The organism is Pedobacter sp. ASV12, assembly GCF_016429155.1.
In the GTDB taxonomy this organism is placed as follows: Bacteria; Bacteroidota; Bacteroidia; order Sphingobacteriales; family Sphingobacteriaceae; genus Pedobacter.
Genome location: NZ_JAELUC010000008.1, coordinates 64588 through 80405 on the forward strand (window position 1 = coordinate 64588; position 15818 = coordinate 80405).

The following is a 15818-nucleotide window of genomic DNA, read 5'->3' on the forward strand; positions in this document are numbered from 1 at the left end:
TGGAGAATAGACTAGCTAATTCCGGTGTTTCTGTCGAATTAACGCAGCAAGGCCCCATTTTTTGATGGGGCCTTGCTTTTTGTCTCAAATTATCAATTTTCCTATTGGATGAATATAATTGTTTATTTAAACTCGCTAGTCCTATAAAAATCGATGTCCGGATAATCGTTTTTGGTCATGTTGATCATAAACTCATTATCGGCCAGGTAAACCGGATTGCCTTCTTTGTCGGTGCCGATGTGCTGCTGTTTTCTTTTCAGGAATTCTTCCAATTTCTTTTTATCGGTAGAATTTACCCAGCTCGAGCGACTGTAGCTCAAGGTACGGAATCTACATTTGGCCCCATATTCATGCTCTAGCCTGAAGTTGATTACCTCAAATTGGAGCTCGCCAACAGCGCCAATTACCTTGCGGTTGCCGGGCTGCATTACAAAAAGCTGGGCTACGCCCTCGTCGGTTAGCTGTTCTATGCCTTTTTCGAGCTGTTTGGTGCGCATAGGATCCATGTTTTCTACTTCCTTGAAGATGGACGGCGAAAAACTTGGAATGCCTTTAAAATGGAGCTTTTCGCCTTCAGTCAAGGTATCGCCGATTTTAAAGTTGCCACTGTCGTACAAGCCCACCACATCGCCAGGCCAAGCTTCGTCAACGATGCTCTTTTCGTTGGCCATAAAATCCATCGGGTTGGCAAATTTAAGTTTCTTGTCCTGACGGGTATGGTAATAGAATTTGTTGCGCTCAAACTTGCCCGAGCAGATACGCAGAAAGGCGATCCTGTCGCGATGCTTAGGGTCTAAGTTGGCATGGATCTTAAATACAAAGCCACTAAAATTCTTTTCTTCCACTTTTACATCACGTTCTTCGGCCTCGCGGTGTCTGGGGCTAGGCGCAATGTCGATGAAAGTATCTAACAGTTCCTTGATGCCAAAATTGTTGATGGCACTGCCGAAAAATACCGGCGCCAACAAACCCTCGGTATACAATGATTTATCCACTTTTCCGTAAATGCCGTCTACCAGTTCCACCTCATCCTGCAGGCCTTTAACTTCGCTTTCTTTCAAATAATCCAACAAAGCCTCGTCTTTCAGGTCGTTTACGGCCACTACCGAATCGGTTACTTTAACCTTATCTGAATTGAACAGGTTAAGGTGATTGTTGTAGATGCTGTATACGCCTTTAAAAGTATGGCCTTGTCCGATAGGCCAGCTCAAAGGGCAAAGGCTGATGTTCAGTTTGTTCTCGATTTCATCTAACAGATCGAAAGGCTCCTTACCTTCGCGGTCCATTTTGTTGATGAAAATAATCACCGGTGTGTTGCGCATACGGCAAACACCCATCAGTTTCTCGGTTTGCTCTTCCACACCTTTCACGCAATCGACCACCAAAATCACGCTATCCACCGCCGAAAGGGTGCGATAGGTATCTTCGGCAAAATCCTTGTGGCCTGGCGTATCGAGGATGTTGATCCTTTTGCCGTTGTACTCAAAACCCATAACCGAGGTCGCTACCGAGATGCCACGTTGCTTTTCGATTTCCATAAAATCGGAAGTGCTGCTTTGGTTGGCTTTGTTACGTTTAACGGCGCCGGCAGTGTTAATGGCCCCGCCAAAAAGCAGGAACTTTTCAGTTAAGGTTGTTTTGCCCGCATCGGGGTGACTAATAATAGCAAATGTCTTTCTTTTTTCTATTTCAGGATTAACCATGGATTTGTATTGAGGTGATAGCAGAAACCAATTTAACGCAAAACAGCAGGCATTATAAAAAGCGGAGTGGGAACAAAAGGGCTGTAGCTTGTTTCATGCGCAGCAAAGGTACGGATTTTTAAAGAATACCCGCATATTGGTCATCATTTGGTGCATGGATATAATGGTATGTTGAGAAACCAGTTGCCTATTATGCGTTTTATTGAAATAGTTGTATTTTAATGGCCATATTTTTAAATCTAAAAACGCATGCTATGACAACGAAAGACATGAATTTGGAATATTGCAGGGCGAGTTCAGGAAAAAGACTGGCTAATTATTTGATTGATATCGTCGTCTTCTACATCGTTTTGTTTTTTGTGGCCCTGGTGCTCGAAGTTTTATACCCAAACAGTGTGAGCGGATTAGAGGTCAACCCCATTGTAGATCGATTGATCACCTTGTTTTTCTATGGACTGGTCATGTTCCTGATAGAGATGTGTTTCCAAGGCAAGTCATTAGGGAAACTGATTACTGGAACCAAGGCAATGATGCTTAACGGCGAAACCTTAAGTTTTGAGAAGGCCTTGATTAGAAACTTGGTGAGGGCCGTACCTTTTAATGCCTTGAGTGCTCTAGGTAGGCCATGCTCGCCTTGGCACGACAACTGGTCTGATACAATAGTTGTTGATGAAAAGAAGCTGGAGCTGGTTAGGAAACAGGACGAATTTTATTCGGATCTGAGAGGTCAGGAACCCATTTCATAAAGAAAGCGAACCTTTCGATTCGCTTTCCCTTAAAAAAATAATTATTCTGTAGACTATTTAGCCTCTGCCTGGTCGGCCACCGCCACCGCCACCTTCGCCACGGCTACCACGACCTTCAGAGCCTGAACTTCTTTGTGGAGGTGCTTGTTGTACACGCTCGCTACGTTGAGGTTGCATTTGTGGCTGCGGTCTTTCCATTCTTGGTTGTGGCGCTTGCTGTACCGGTTGCGGACGCTCCACTCGTTGTTGTTGTGGCTGAGGTTGCATTTGTTGCTCACGACCACGATCCATTCTTTGTGGCATTTGAGGCATTTGGCCTCGGTCAACACGTTGTGGCTGATCATTGCCATTTTCACGGTTCCTGTCAAAAGCACCTGGTCTTTGAAGCACATTATTGTCGCCGGTTGGAGCCACGCCTACGCGGTTATCTCTGCCTTGTGGCGCATTAACTTCGTTGTTGCCCCTGCTCGGACGGGTAGACATGTTGCCATTGTTACGGCCATCAAATCCGTTTCCATTTTCGCCTCTGTTCGGACGGGTAGCTACACCACCATTGTTATTCCTATCGCCAAATACATTGCCGTTTTCACCTCTATTCGGACGGGTAGCTACACCATTGTCGCTATTTCTATCGCCAAACACATTGCCATTTTCGCCTCTAGTTGGACGGGTATTGGCCATACCGTTGTTATCTCTACCAATAGGGCCACGGTTAATGTTGCCTTGTACCGCGTTTCTTGGCGCAGCATTGTTGTTGTTTACATCGTTTCTGCCCGGACGTGGGTTGTAAATGTTTACCGTATTGTTCTCTACCCTGCTGGCACCTGGCCTGCTGCTTCTGTTGATGTTGTAAATGGTTACATTTTGATTGGTCGCACGTCTAATATCATCGGCTCTCGGACCGGTATAGTAGGTTCTGCTGCCCCGAACATAAGTATTGTTGATGATAACGGTATTTTGAATGTAGACACGGTTCCTGCTGGCATAGTAGCGTGGGTAGCTGTTGTAATAGATATTGCTATATGGAATAAAATTCCAGCAAAAATCAGGTACACGGTAGCCTCCATGGCCAATGTTAATGCCTATGCTGATGCTTGGTCCCAAAGGTGCCCAGCCATAATAACCGCCGCCACTTCTCCAGGTTACCCAAGCGGGTCCCCAAACGGTGTCAGGAATCCAAATCCATTGGTTGTAACGGTTATATACCCAACGGCCATAGTGGAAAGGAGCCCAGCCCCAATCGTAGTTAGATACCCAGGTATTGCCATACTCGGTCATGGCCCAACGGCCATTGCTGTAATAAGGCCTAAACTCGTCTTGGTCTACATCAGGACGCCAAACGTAGCCGTACTGTGGATCCTGGATCCAAGTGCCATAAGGCGACAATTCATCGTAGAATGATTGCAAGGACACGTCCTCGTTTTGCGCCATGACTTTTTGGGTGGTTCCGGTAAGCAGGAAAACTAGTCCTAATATTACCGACAATTTGATCATGATTTTCATTTTGTGTGTGTTTTAAATTTATAATTAACCTAACGCTGTGTGTATATCAATTTGAGCACCATTTTTAACAAAGGATTAATGTGTGCTTAATAATCTTTGTCTATGCTACAGTTTTAACGTATTTCTTGACACTTAAGTGTTTAAATACAGTACATTAATTGGTGTCAAACATGTGTTAAAAACAAGGCAGCCGGAACTAAATTTGCTACATTGGCCCAAATACCTGCCTTAAAGTGTAGCTTTGTAGGCTTAAAGCACAGTTTATGCAAAAAGGTACACTTTATCTTATTCCCGTTCCCCTGGCCGAAAACGCAGCCCAGAAATCTTTCACGCCTTTTTTGGTTGATACCATCAATGCCATCAAAACCTATATTGTAGAGAACGAAAAAACCGCGCGCAAATTTTTAAAGGAAGCCGGATTGAAAACCCCGCAAAGCGAATTGATTGTGCATGATTATGGCAAACACAAGCGTGGCAATAGCCTGGTTCCTTTTTTTAAGGAGCTGATGTCGGGGAGCGATGTGGGTTTGATGAGCGAGGCGGGATGCCCTGGGGTGGCCGATCCGGGAGCCGATATTGTGGCCGAAGCGCATAAGCGAGGAATTAAAGTAGTGCCATTGGTTGGGCCCAATTCGATGATACAAGCACTGATGGCTTCAGGGTTTAACGGGCAGAGCTTTGCTTTCCACGGCTATTTGCCCATCGACAAGGCAGAACGGGCAAAGCGCATTAAGGATTTGGAAAGTTTATCGTTAAAAAACAGACAGACCCAACTGTTTATGGAAACGCCTTTCAGAAATAACCATCTGCTTGATGATGTATTGAAAAATTGCCACGGGAGTACCCAATTGTGCATTGCCTGTAATATTAACGCCGAAGACGAATTGATCAAAACCCAAGCCGTAGGGGCATGGCGACAAGAGAAAATAGACCTGCACAAAAAGCCAACAATTTTTTTGTTGTTTAAGGTAGGCTAGGCTTTCGAAGGTTGGGATGTGCTTTATTGACCGGGGATTTTAAATCCATCATCAAAATCTTCGCAACTAACCGATTAGCGATACATATTCTTCTTCTCGATAAATTCCAACACATTGTCAGGTACAAAAAATTGTACGTTTTTGCCGTCTTTTATCGCCTTGCGGATAAAGGTTGAAGAAATTTCCATTTCTGGCGTATCGGTAAAGGTAATGGATGGATGGTTTTCCCATTCGCTTACATCGGCGCCGGGGCGCGGGTAAACAAAAATGTGATAGTCTTTAAGCAGGACTTCGTAATTCTTCCATTTTTTGAACGAGACAAGGTTGTCTGCTCCCATAATGAGCACAAACTCCCTTGCTGGATAGCGTTCGCGCAAGTGGGTTAAGGTATCAATGGTGTAAGAGGGTTGTGGCAGTTTAAATTCGATATCGCTCACCTTAATTTGAGGGGCGTTTTCGGTAGCTAGCTTGGCCATTTCCAAACGGTCGTACATGTTGGCCAAACCGCTTTTCAGTTTCAGCGGATTGTGCGGGGAAACCACCAGCCAAACTTCTTTCAAACCACTAAACATGGCCATGTAATTGGCAATGATCAGGTGCCCAATATGGATAGGATTAAAGGAGCCGAAGAAGAGTCCAGTTTTCAGTTGTCGGTTTTCAGTTGGCATTTCAGTTTTCAGTTAACAATTTGCACACTTCCGTTGATGGGTCAGTTTATAAACTGCCGTATTTTTCGGGATTGCTGATCATGTGGTTTAAGAGTTTTCCTATTTCATCTGATTGATTAACCAGTTCCTCATAAGTTTTAGTATCAATATAACCACAAGCTAATGCAAATTTAAGCCAGCCTTTGGTTTCGCTATTTTCCATATCGCTATCAGTCAGTTTGCTGATGAAGTGGGCTATGTATCGCCTTTTTCTATAAGCTTCTATCAGACAGATATTGGTCGATCTGGATGATCTTCTAATCTGATCAGTTAAAGCGTACATCTCTTCTTTCGGAAATCGCTTGCTCGACCCAAATATAGCCATTGCCAAGCCAAATGACTTTTTATAAGCCAATAATCCGTTGAAGTCGCCCATAGGTAGATAGTTTACTTAAATATAAGCTATTTGCCTGAAGATTCTCGGTGGGATTGCCAACTGCAAATTGTAAACTGCCAACTATCTCTTTAGGAAATCACCTACCAATTGCTCAGCTTCCGCACAAGCGGTGTCTAGGTCGAAATTTTTGAGTACAACGTCGAACTTGTCGGCGTATTGCAGTTCTTTTTCGGCTTTGGCGAAACGTTCCTGCAACTTCTCTTCGCTGTCGGTGCCACGGCCGGTTAAGCGCTCTTTAAGTACATCTAACGATGGTGGCTGCACAAAAATGGCCAAGGCATCGTCTTCGTATTTTCTTTTCAGGCGCAAGCCTCCTTCCACATCAATGTCGAAAATAACATGCTTGCCTTCGTTCCAGATCCGCTCAATTTCCGAACGCAGGGTGCCGTAAAACGTACCGTTATATACTTCTTCAAACTCCACAAACTCCTGGTGGGCTACCTTATGCAGAAATTCTTCCTTGCTGATGAAATAGTAGTCGTTCTGGTGCTTTTCGTTTCCCCTCAATTCGCGCGTGGTAGCCGAAATGGAGAAGCTGAGCTGCGGGAATTTGGTTAAAAGGTGTCTGACGATGGTGGTTTTGCCAGCGCCAGAGGGTGCCGAAAATATGATGAGTTTGCCTTGCATCTTGTAATGTTTGAGTGCTATAATGCTGAAGGGTTGAATGTTGAATGCGGTGGGCATCGCAACTTTAGGCCCTTTAAGCGTTACAACACGTTGAGTAGTTGTTCTTTAATTTTTTCTAGTTCTTCTTTCATGCCCACTACCAGTTGCTGTATCTGTGCATCGTTGGCCTTGGCACCCATGGTATTGATTTCGCGGCCTATTTCTTGGGAGATGAAGCCCAGCTTTTTGCCATTGGCATCCTTGCTTTTCAAGGTTTCCATAAAATAGTCGCAATGGCTTTTTAAACGGGTTTTCTCTTCGGTTATGTCTAGTTTGTCGATGTAATAGATCAGTTCCTGCTCAAAGCGGTTCTGGTCTACGTTAACCTTGCCAACGGTTTCTTCCAAAAATTGGGTTAGTCTGGCCTTGATTTGCGGTACCCTAAGCGGGGCCAGCTGGTCAACTTCGGCAAAAAAGGCAAGTATGTTTTTAATGCGCAGTTCTAAATCGGCTTTCAAAACCTTGCCCTCGTCTTCTCTAAACTGGTTGAAATTGGCTAAAGCCTTCAAAAAGGTCTGGTGTAGCAGTTCCCATTCTTTTTCATCGCCTTCCTCTTCCTGGTAAGAAATTACTTCCGGAAAATTGAGGGCGGCCTGCAACAGGTTGTTGGCATTGGCTCCCAAAGCGGTGTTAATGGCTTCCAATTGTTTGTAATAATTGGTTAGCAAGGCCTGATTGATCGTTGCGCCCTTTTGGCTCTCGTCGCTACGTTCGATATTGACCACGGCACTTACCTTGCCACGTTCAATTTCCTTGCTGCAGGTATTGCGCAACAAAAGTTCTTTGTCGGAATAAGCTCTTGGAAGTTTCAGGTTCAGCTCCAAAAATTTAGAGTTCAAAGACTTGATCTCTACAGAAAACTTTACGTTTCCTTCGTCGGTAGCCGCCAGGCCAAAGCCTGTCATCGATTTTATCATGTGCAAAGATATGATTTTTAAGCAAACAGTCTATAAGCCGTTAGTTAATAGTCGATAGCCTATGGTCCAGGGTCAGCGTTGGCCCTTGCGCATAGCCATTCCCAAGCGCCCATCAGTCTCAACAATTAAACTGTGGAGCAATTGCACATTAGCTGTGTTTTAAAATGGCCTCTTCCATTAAACGGAATACTTTTTCCTTAAGTTGGGGCAAATCTTCCTGCTGTAGGCCCTTTACATCAACAGGAGTAATAAAAACGGTGGTTATCAAGCCGGGGTGTGCCTTTAAAGGAGCTGTTCTTGGCAACAGGTTTCGATTGTTGATGGTGACGAACGGCATGAGCGTGGTTTGGGTTTCTATTGCAATGCGAAAGGCGCCGTCGTAAAAATCGGCCAATGGCTTCTCGCTCTTGTTCATGGTGCCTTCCGGAAAAATAAGAATAGACTGCCCTTCGCCAATGGCCTCTTTTAAGGCGTTTACCGACTGCTCGCGGCTTTCTTTCGAACTGCGGTCTATCATTACCACGATACGCTCGTACATCCAGCCAAAGACGGGAACTTTAGCCATTTCTACTTTGCCCAAAGGGCTGAAATATTGTGGGATGCTGATGCAAACGGCTACCGCATCAAGGTAGGAGCCGTGGTTGCCTACATAAATATGCGGCACGTTGCGGTTAATGAGGTGTTTGTTTTGGGTTTTGATCCAAAAAAAGGAAGCCAAGCTAAATGCCCAGGCCCAGCAACGCAAAAAGAACAGGCCTGTTTTTTTGCCCTGCAGATTGGGAAGCAAGGCCGTTGCCAATAGAAAAAAGGGAAGGGTAAGGAACATCAGTACTACGAAAATCAACGAAGCGTAGATTAAATACAGTGCCGACAAAACTTTAGCCATTTCTTAACGTTTTTTAACTTATAGGGCTCGCAAACAATGCTTAAGTTTACAAAATAAATAATTTGCTCCAATAATGAAGTCGCTCTGCCGTATTTTCTTGTGCATTTTAGCATTTATTTTGTCGGGTGTTGCAAGTGGTTTTGCACAACAAGAGTTCAAGCTGAAGGGTGTATTGTTCGAAAACGGCACCAAAATACGGATTGCCTTGGCCGAAATAGCCAACCATCGCAACCATTATGCGGTAGGCAGCAGCGATTTGGGACTTTTTGAGATTAAGGCACAGCTCGGAGATACCTTGTTCATTACCAAACGTGGCTTTAACGACCTGACGGTTGTAGTGAATTCTTCGAAAGATCTGGTGTTAAAGCTGAACCGTGGCAATATGCTGAACGAAGTGTTGATCAAGGGACAGGCCAAGGAGAAAGACCTGCGCGATATCGAACAGGATTTTAAAAACAAGGGGTCTTTTTATGCAGGAAAACCTCCCATTGGGCTCTTGTCGCCGTTTGGCGGTAGTCCGTTAACTTTTTTCTACGAGCTGTTTGGCAAAACGCCAAGAGATGCCCGCAGGTTTAGGAAATACCATCAAACCGAAAACGAGCAGACGCACGTAGACCAGTTTTTTAACAAGTCGATCATCGCCAAAAATACAGGGCTGGAAGGCAAGGCGCTAGAAGATTTTATGATCGCGTATAGACCGGATTACGACAAGGCTAAAAACTGGAACACTTATGATGGCTTAAAATGGATTGCAGATTCCTATAAAAAATATAAGGATAGCCTTAATTAGCGCAACAATGAACAATAAGATTAAACTTGCCTTTTTTCTCATTTCCTGCCTGTGGAGCTTCACGCTAAAAGCCCAGCAGGAATTTATGCTGAACGGCGTGTTGTTCGAGAACGGCAGCAAAATCAGGATAGCCTTAGCCGAGGTTAGCAATACACGCAACGGCTATGCGGTAGGCAGCAATGATATAGGGCTTTTCCAGATCAGGGCTGTTGTTGGCGATACCTTGGTGATTACCAAAAGAGGCTTTAACGATTTAACGGTTGTTGTTAAATCGACAAAAGATATGGTACTGACGCTGAACCGAGGCAATATGCTGAACGAGGTGGTGATTACCGGCGAAGGCAAAAAACAGACCTTGGACGCCATTAAGAAAGACTTTAAGGACAAAGGCTCTTTTTATGGCGGAAAACCGCCCTTGCTTTCTTACATTTTCACCCCGATAACTGCTTTTTACGAACTTTTTGGCCGAACGCCAAGAAATGCGCGACGCTTTAACAATTACTACAATACAGAGATCCAGCAAACGCATGTAGACCAGTTTTTTAATAAATCGCTGATTACCAAATACACCGGGTTGGAGGGCAAGCAGCTCGACGATTTTATGATCAATTACCGGCCCGACTACGAGAAAGCCAAAAACTGGAACCAGTACGACGGCATCAAATGGATTACCGAATCGTATAAAAAGTATACTGATACATTAGGGAAGAAGGTGAAAGAGTAGAGGTTCACTGGTTCATTGGTCTGATTGAAGGGAATAATGGAAAATGGAATAGAGAGGTAGGAAGGTGGAAGGTTGAAGGTTGAAAGTGGAAAACGAATCAATTTCACTTCTTGCTACTCACTATATAACCAGTGATTCGCAGGCTTTCTCAGCGGCCAGTTTTTCGGCGTTTTTCTTGTTGTAATCTCTGCCTATGCCTTGTATTTCGTTGTCGATGATGGCATGGATGGTAAACAGCTTGGCACTTTCGCCTTCGCCGTTCTCTACCATATCAAAAGCAATGTCTTTGCCATGTCGCTGGCACCATTCGATCAGTTTGCTCTTGAAGTTGGTTTCGGTCATTTCGAGCGTATGGATGTCGATGTAGGGCTTTACAATCCTTTTGAGCAACAGGTTTTTGGTAAAATTATAGCCTTTGTCTAGGTAAATGGCACCAATCAGGGCTTCAAAGGCATCGCCGAGCATAGAATGATGCTTGGCCTGCAGGCTTACCATCTTTTGGTCATAAATAATCAATTGATCGAAGCCCATTTTCTTGGCCAATTGGTTCAGGTTGGCCCTGTTTACGATTTTAGATCGCATTTCGGTCAGAAAGCCTTCTTCTTTGTAAGGATAAGCCTTAAACAAGAGTTCGGCAATTACCGATCCCAAGATGGCATCGCCTAAGAATTCGAGGCGCTCGTTGCTGCTTCGGCTGCCATTTTTAAGCACCTTGGCCACAGAGCGGTGCCTGAATGCCATTTTATACAAAGTGACATTGCCAGGTACAAAACCCAGGATATTCTTCAGTTTTTTTACAAACTCTTTGTTAGACGAGAAGTAAAGCTTATATAAATCGAATAACGGCATCAAAAAAGGTTACAAAAAATTACAGGCAAGCCAGTATCATGTATAAATATACAATACAAATATCTGTAAAGATAGTGTTTTAGGTTACTCCTCGTATTTTTTGAAAATAACAGATGCGTTGTGTCCGCCAAAGCCGAAAGTATTGCTCAATGCAGCACGAACGGTTCTTTTTTGAGCCTTGTTAAAGGTGAAGTTTAACTTCGGATCAAATTCGGGGTCATCTGTAAAGTGGTTGATGGTTGGAGGAACAACATCGTTTTTCACGGCCAGGATAGCGGCAATCGACTCAACCGCACCGGCAGCGCCCAAAAGGTGGCCTGTCATCGATTTGGTCGAGCTGATGTTCAGTTTGTAGGCCTGTTCGCCAAACAAATCAACAATCGCTCTGCTTTCGCTAATATCTCCCAGCGGGGTAGAAGTACCGTGAACATTGATATAGTCAATATCATCAACGGTTAATTTGGCATCTTTGAGGGCATTGGTCATGACCATTCTGGCGCCCAAGCCTTCGGGATGCGGAGCCGTAATGTGATTGGCGTCGGCACTCATGCCACCACCTACAATTTCTGCGTAGATTTTGGCGCCACGGGCCTTGGCATGCTCCAGTTCTTCTAAAATAATCGTTCCTGCACCCTCGCCGGCAACAAAACCATCACGGTCTTTGTCGAATGGGCGAGAAGCGGTTTGAGGGTCGTCATTTCTGGTAGAAAGGGCGTGCATGGCGTTAAAACCTGCCATGCCAGCTTCGTTGATAATGGCTTCCGAACCACCGCTGATGATGACATCGGCTGTACCCAAACGGATATAGTTGAAAGCATCGATCAAGGCATTGGTTGAGGAGGCACACGCCGAAACGGTGGCGAAGTTTGGTCCGCGGAGACCATATTTGATAGAGATATGCCCAGGAGCGATATCAATAATCATTTTAGGGATAAAGAAAGGGTTAAATCTTGGCGTTCCATCACCCTTAGAGTAATTGGTTACCTCATCTAGGAAAGTCTTTAAACCACCTATACCGGCACCCCAAATTACGCCAATTCGGTTGGTATCTAATTTTGAAAAATCAAAATTACCGTCTTTAACCGCTTCTTCGGTTGCTACTAATGCATATTGTACAAATGGATCGAGCTTGCGGGCTTCTTTTTTGTCCAAAAAGTCTTCCGGATTGAAATTTTTAACCTCGCAAGCGAATTTGGTCTTGAACTTTTCTGTATCAAATCCTGTAATTGGCCCAGCGCCACTCACACCAGTCAGCAAGCCGTTCCAATAGTCCTGAACGTTATTGCCAATTGGAGTGAGTGCACCTAAACCCGTAACTACTACTCTTTTTAATTCCATTTATACGTATTGTACGGAAAGCGTATGATTACTTAACGTTTTTTTCTAAATAAGCAATTGCTTGACCAACTGTGCCGATTGTTTCAGCCTGATCATCAGGGATAGCAACATTGAATTCTTTTTCAAATTCCATAATCAATTCTACGGTATCCAAAGAATCTGCACCTAAGTCGTTTGTAAAAGAAGCTTCTGGCGTAACTTCGCTTTCATCAACACCTAGTTTTTCTACGATAATAGCCTTAACTCTTGAAGCAATATCAGACATAATTTTATAATTTAATGGTTAAAAATTCTGTGCAAAGAAAAATAAATTCTAACACTTTTCAAATGTTTTTATTTCTCAATCAATTTTAATGTTTTTATTTCAAACTTTGAGTAAAATTAGTTTTATAATTTTGTAATTCTAAAAAAAATTCTGTTTTGAACAAAACTTATTTAAAACTCTCTCTCGATCTCGACTTCGTTTTAATCGCAATTACGGCCTCTTTAAAGGACTATATCCTCTGTCATAAAATCAATAATGCCCTTGAATTCGAGTTCGAAAAAATAGAAGACCACGAGATTTTTCACCAGGTAGACGATGCACCGGTAGCTTTTTCGAGGTACTATTTTTACGTAGAACAGGGCGAGCGCGAATATTATGTGGTAAACAATCGAAACAGCGAAGGGTTTTTGATCCCGGAAATGAACAAGGTTGATTTTTTCATGATCATCCACCAGTACATTGACAAGGAGGACCTTAATTTTATCCTGACCCGACTTAATAAACTGCCTGATATACAGGTGGCTGCGCAAATCGATCCGCTGAAATTAAAATCACGGGAGAATTTAGTAATGTAAATTTTATATTGTTCGTGTATTAAATACACTATATTTGAATCTTAATAAAATTGAAAAACAACACAAACAATAGGCAGCACATCGCTAATATTTTTGCGTAGTTGCTGTTTTTGTACGATCGATAATCAAAAAATAATAAATGAAACCTTTTCATTCCAGAACTAAAATCGTGGCCACCTTGGGCCCGGCCTCCGCTAAGCCAGATGTTTTGTACAGTATGTTTAACGCCGGATTGGATGTTTGCCGACTCAACTTTTCGCACGGTTCGCAGGCTGATCATCAGGAAGTAATCGATACCATCCGTAGCATCAACAAAAAATACAAATATAACGTGGGCATCTTGGCCGATTTGCAAGGCCCTAAAATCAGGATCGGAACCGTTAAAGACGGTGGAATCCACTTGGTGAATGGCAATAAAACCATTATTACCACTCAAGAATGTGTAGGCAACGAAGACCGGATCTACATTACCTACGAGAGCTTTCCGAAAGATGTAAAGGCCGGCGAGATTATTTTGCTCGACGATGGCAAGCTGCAGATGCGCGTGCTCGAAACCAATTACAAGGACGAAGTGGTTTGCGAAGTGGTACACGGTGGCATATTGACCTCGAGAAAAGGCGTAAACCTGCCAAATACCAAGGTTTCTATCCCTTCGTTAACTCCCGAAGACCGGAAAAACCTGGATTTTGTATTGGAAAGCGATGTAGAATGGATCGGTTTGTCTTTTGTGCGTAACGCCGAAGATATTATCGAGCTTAAAGATATCATTAAAGCCAGGGGCAAGGCCGCTAGGGTGGTGGCCAAAATAGAAAAACCAGAAGCCATTGCCAATATCGACGAGATTATTGCGGTTTCTGACGCGGTTATGGTGGCCCGTGGCGACCTTGGGGTAGAAATGCCGATGGAAGAGGTGCCCCTGCTGCAAAAAATGATTGTTAACAAGTGTAAGGCCGCTTCTAAACCGGTTATTATTGCTACGCAGATGTTGGAAAGCATGATTACCACGCCTCGCCCTACGCGTGCCGAAGTGAACGATGTGGCCAACTCGGTGTTGGATGGTGCCGATGCGGTAATGCTGAGCGGCGAAACCTCGGTAGGCGAATTTCCGCTGATCGTGATCGAAACCATGCAAAAAATCATTTCGAACATCGAAGACAATAATTATCCTTTCCATCCGGAGAAATTTTTGAAGCCAAGCAAGGAGAGCTTTTTGAGCGATGCCGTTTGCGATTCGGCTTGTTTCTTGGCCAAGCAAACCAATGCGGTGGGTATCGTATCAATGACGTTGAGTGGCTACACGGCCTTCGAAATCTCGAGCCACCGGCCACAGGCACCGATTTTCATTTTTACCAGCAACGAGAGCTTGTTGAATACTTTAAGCTTGGTTTGGGGCGTAAGGGGCTTTTTCTATGATAAATTTGAAAGCACCGATAATACCATTACTGAGGTAAACGAGTTCCTGAAAAAGAAAAAACTGATCAAAAAAGGTGATGTCATTATCAATACGGCCGCCATTCCGATGGAAATTAAAGGCAAGACCAACATGCTGAAAATTACAGTGATCGACTAAGAAATTATCATCCCTAATTATAGATAATTTATGCCCGAACTCAGGTTTGGGCATTTTTTATGGCAAAAAGTTATATTTTTGCCACCCGTAACTCAAGGAGAGGTGTCCGAGTGGTCGAAGGAGCACGCCTGGAAAGTGTGTATACTCCAAAAGGGTATCGAGGGTTCGAATCCCTCTCTCTCCGCTAAGCGTAGAATTTATCAAATTCTACGCTTTTTTATTTTATCTTGTTTTGTAAGCTACTCATTTTCAATATTCTGTAATAAAAATGATCACCTTATTTGGGGTTCGACACTGCAAAAACAAATCGATTGATTTTCAGCAGATTATGTTATTGAAAAGGGATGAGGTGAGCGGGATTCGAACCCCAAATGGGTTAATGGTCCGTATTATCAATCTTATTGCCTTTCCCGTAGAATTCTTCAAAGCTTACCCTGATAATAATTTTAGCTATTAACTTAGCTAACTCTTGTTGCCTGCTTTCTTTTTTAGAGTTTGTATTTTTCTGTTTGGGCCGTATCTTGGTTTGGTTTTGCATATATTAACTAGTAATGATTAAATATTAGAAGTTATTATTAAATGATTATTAGCTTTAAATTAAACAATTAGCAAAAGACAAATATGGATGTGCATTACGAATTTCTAACTCGATTGTATCTGCGGCTAAAGGGGTATGTCGTTTCTAATTTGATTCTTCACTCTGAGAACCAGGGCAATTCTAAATCAGAACTAGATATTGTAGCTATACGGATGCCTTTTCATTCACAAGAATATAGATGGGTAAATGTTCCCGATTTTCTAGAATCATCAAATGACAGAATTGAAATCTTAATCGGTGATGTAAAAAACCATAAGAAACTCGATAATGTCAAATTCAATAAGGGCTTGAGAAATGACCGGGAAACAATTAAACAATTGGTTGATTGGCTTGGTATTTATGAAAACGTCGATGAAGAGATAATTACGAAATTTGAAGAATATCTGAACCTTCATCGGAAAACAAATTGGGACAATTTTGCGGAGTTCAAAGAGGATCTTGCTTTAGGTAGGTTTAATTTTAAATTCACTTTTTTCTGCCCATCCCTGTCTCTTATAAACATCTGACGCTGCCGACGAAACAACGACATGTGTAGATATCGGTGGTCGCGGTAACATTAAAAAAAAAAAGGTTTGGAAGCGGGAGGGGGGCTGAGGGGGGGGGGGGT

At 43.3% G+C, this 15818-nt stretch carries 16 protein-coding genes and 1 tRNA gene; 7 read left to right on the top strand and 10 right to left on the bottom strand.

Annotated elements, in window-relative coordinates:
• Positions 1-122 precede the first annotated feature (122 nt).
• The gene (locus JHD69_RS04290; protein ID WP_199137718.1) at positions 123-1703 is read right to left on the bottom strand and encodes a peptide chain release factor 3; all 1581 of its coding nucleotides are present in this window, start codon (positions 1701-1703) and stop codon (positions 123-125) included.
• A gap of 254 nt (positions 1704-1957) precedes the next feature.
• On the opposite strand from JHD69_RS04290, the gene JHD69_RS04295 reads away from it, so the two are divergent.
• Entirely contained in the window at positions 1958-2449 is a 492-nt protein-coding gene (locus JHD69_RS04295; RefSeq protein WP_199137720.1) for an RDD family protein, read from the top strand.
• Positions 2450-2506: 57 nt separating this feature from the next.
• On the opposite strand, the gene JHD69_RS04300 is transcribed toward JHD69_RS04295, so the two are convergent.
• Entirely contained in the window at positions 2507-3952 is a 1446-nt protein-coding gene (locus JHD69_RS04300) for a DUF6600 domain-containing protein (RefSeq protein WP_199137722.1), read from the bottom strand.
• Positions 3953-4215: 263 nt separating this feature from the next.
• Between JHD69_RS04300 and JHD69_RS04305 the strand changes: the two genes are divergently transcribed.
• A complete protein-coding gene (locus JHD69_RS04305) occupies positions 4216-4929 on the top strand; it encodes an SAM-dependent methyltransferase (RefSeq protein ID WP_199137724.1) in 714 nt (237 codons plus the stop codon).
• 74 nt (positions 4930-5003) lie between these two features.
• Here JHD69_RS04305 and nadD read toward each other — a convergent pair whose 3' ends face one another.
• The 5 genes from nadD to JHD69_RS04330 form a co-directional block, all read right to left on the bottom strand.
• Positions 5004-5597 (bottom strand): nicotinate (nicotinamide) nucleotide adenylyltransferase, encoded by a 594-nt coding sequence (gene nadD / locus JHD69_RS04310; protein WP_233165693.1) that lies wholly within the window; start codon positions 5595-5597, stop codon positions 5004-5006.
• Positions 5598-5643: 46 nt separating this feature from the next.
• Positions 5644-6012 (bottom strand): four helix bundle protein, encoded by a 369-nt coding sequence (locus JHD69_RS04315; RefSeq protein WP_199137726.1) that lies wholly within the window; start codon positions 6010-6012, stop codon positions 5644-5646.
• A gap of 81 nt (positions 6013-6093) precedes the next feature.
• The gene (gmk, locus tag JHD69_RS04320) at positions 6094-6660 is read right to left on the bottom strand and encodes a guanylate kinase (protein ID WP_199137728.1); all 567 of its coding nucleotides are present in this window, start codon (positions 6658-6660) and stop codon (positions 6094-6096) included.
• 80 nt (positions 6661-6740) lie between these two features.
• A complete protein-coding gene (locus JHD69_RS04325; RefSeq protein WP_199137748.1) occupies positions 6741-7604 on the bottom strand; it encodes a YicC/YloC family endoribonuclease in 864 nt (287 codons plus the stop codon).
• A 160-nt stretch (positions 7605-7764) separates the two neighbouring features.
• Positions 7765-8502 carry a lysophospholipid acyltransferase family protein gene (locus tag JHD69_RS04330; RefSeq protein ID WP_199137729.1) on the bottom strand — a complete coding sequence of 246 codons (738 nt, stop codon included), beginning with the start codon at positions 8500-8502 and terminating at the stop codon, positions 7765-7767.
• 73 nt (positions 8503-8575) lie between these two features.
• Here JHD69_RS04330 and JHD69_RS04335 point away from each other — a divergent pair, with 73 nt between their 5' ends.
• Together JHD69_RS04335 and JHD69_RS04340 are read left to right on the top strand one after the other, a co-directional pair.
• Positions 8576-9292: a hypothetical protein gene (locus JHD69_RS04335; RefSeq protein WP_199137730.1), complete on the top strand. Its 717-nt coding sequence runs from the start codon at positions 8576-8578 to the stop codon at positions 9290-9292.
• Positions 9293-9299: 7 nt separating this feature from the next.
• A complete protein-coding gene (locus JHD69_RS04340; RefSeq protein WP_199137731.1) occupies positions 9300-10016 on the top strand; it encodes a hypothetical protein in 717 nt (238 codons plus the stop codon).
• A gap of 120 nt (positions 10017-10136) precedes the next feature.
• Here JHD69_RS04340 and rnc read toward each other — a convergent pair whose 3' ends face one another.
• The 3 genes from rnc to JHD69_RS04355 form a co-directional block, all read right to left on the bottom strand.
• On the bottom strand, positions 10137-10865 hold the full coding sequence (rnc, locus tag JHD69_RS04345) for a ribonuclease III (protein WP_199137732.1): 729 nt from the start codon (positions 10863-10865) through the stop codon (positions 10137-10139).
• An 84-nt stretch (positions 10866-10949) separates the two neighbouring features.
• A complete protein-coding gene (gene fabF / locus JHD69_RS04350; protein ID WP_199137733.1) occupies positions 10950-12203 on the bottom strand; it encodes a beta-ketoacyl-ACP synthase II in 1254 nt (417 codons plus the stop codon).
• 28 nt (positions 12204-12231) lie between these two features.
• A complete protein-coding gene (locus JHD69_RS04355) occupies positions 12232-12468 on the bottom strand; it encodes an acyl carrier protein (protein WP_008508386.1) in 237 nt (78 codons plus the stop codon).
• 155 nt (positions 12469-12623) lie between these two features.
• Here JHD69_RS04355 and JHD69_RS04360 point away from each other — a divergent pair, with 155 nt between their 5' ends.
• From JHD69_RS04360 to JHD69_RS04370, 3 genes are all read left to right on the top strand, one after another.
• On the top strand, positions 12624-13043 hold the full coding sequence (locus tag JHD69_RS04360; protein ID WP_199137734.1) for an IPExxxVDY family protein: 420 nt from the start codon (positions 12624-12626) through the stop codon (positions 13041-13043).
• Between the two features lie 139 nt (positions 13044-13182).
• Positions 13183-14613, top strand: coding sequence for a pyruvate kinase (pyk, locus tag JHD69_RS04365; protein ID WP_199137735.1), 1431 nt, complete (start codon positions 13183-13185; stop codon positions 14611-14613).
• Between the two features lie 96 nt (positions 14614-14709).
• Positions 14710-14797: transfer RNA gene (locus JHD69_RS04370), tRNA-Ser, on the top strand.
• The last annotated feature ends 1021 nt before the right edge of the window (positions 14798-15818 follow it).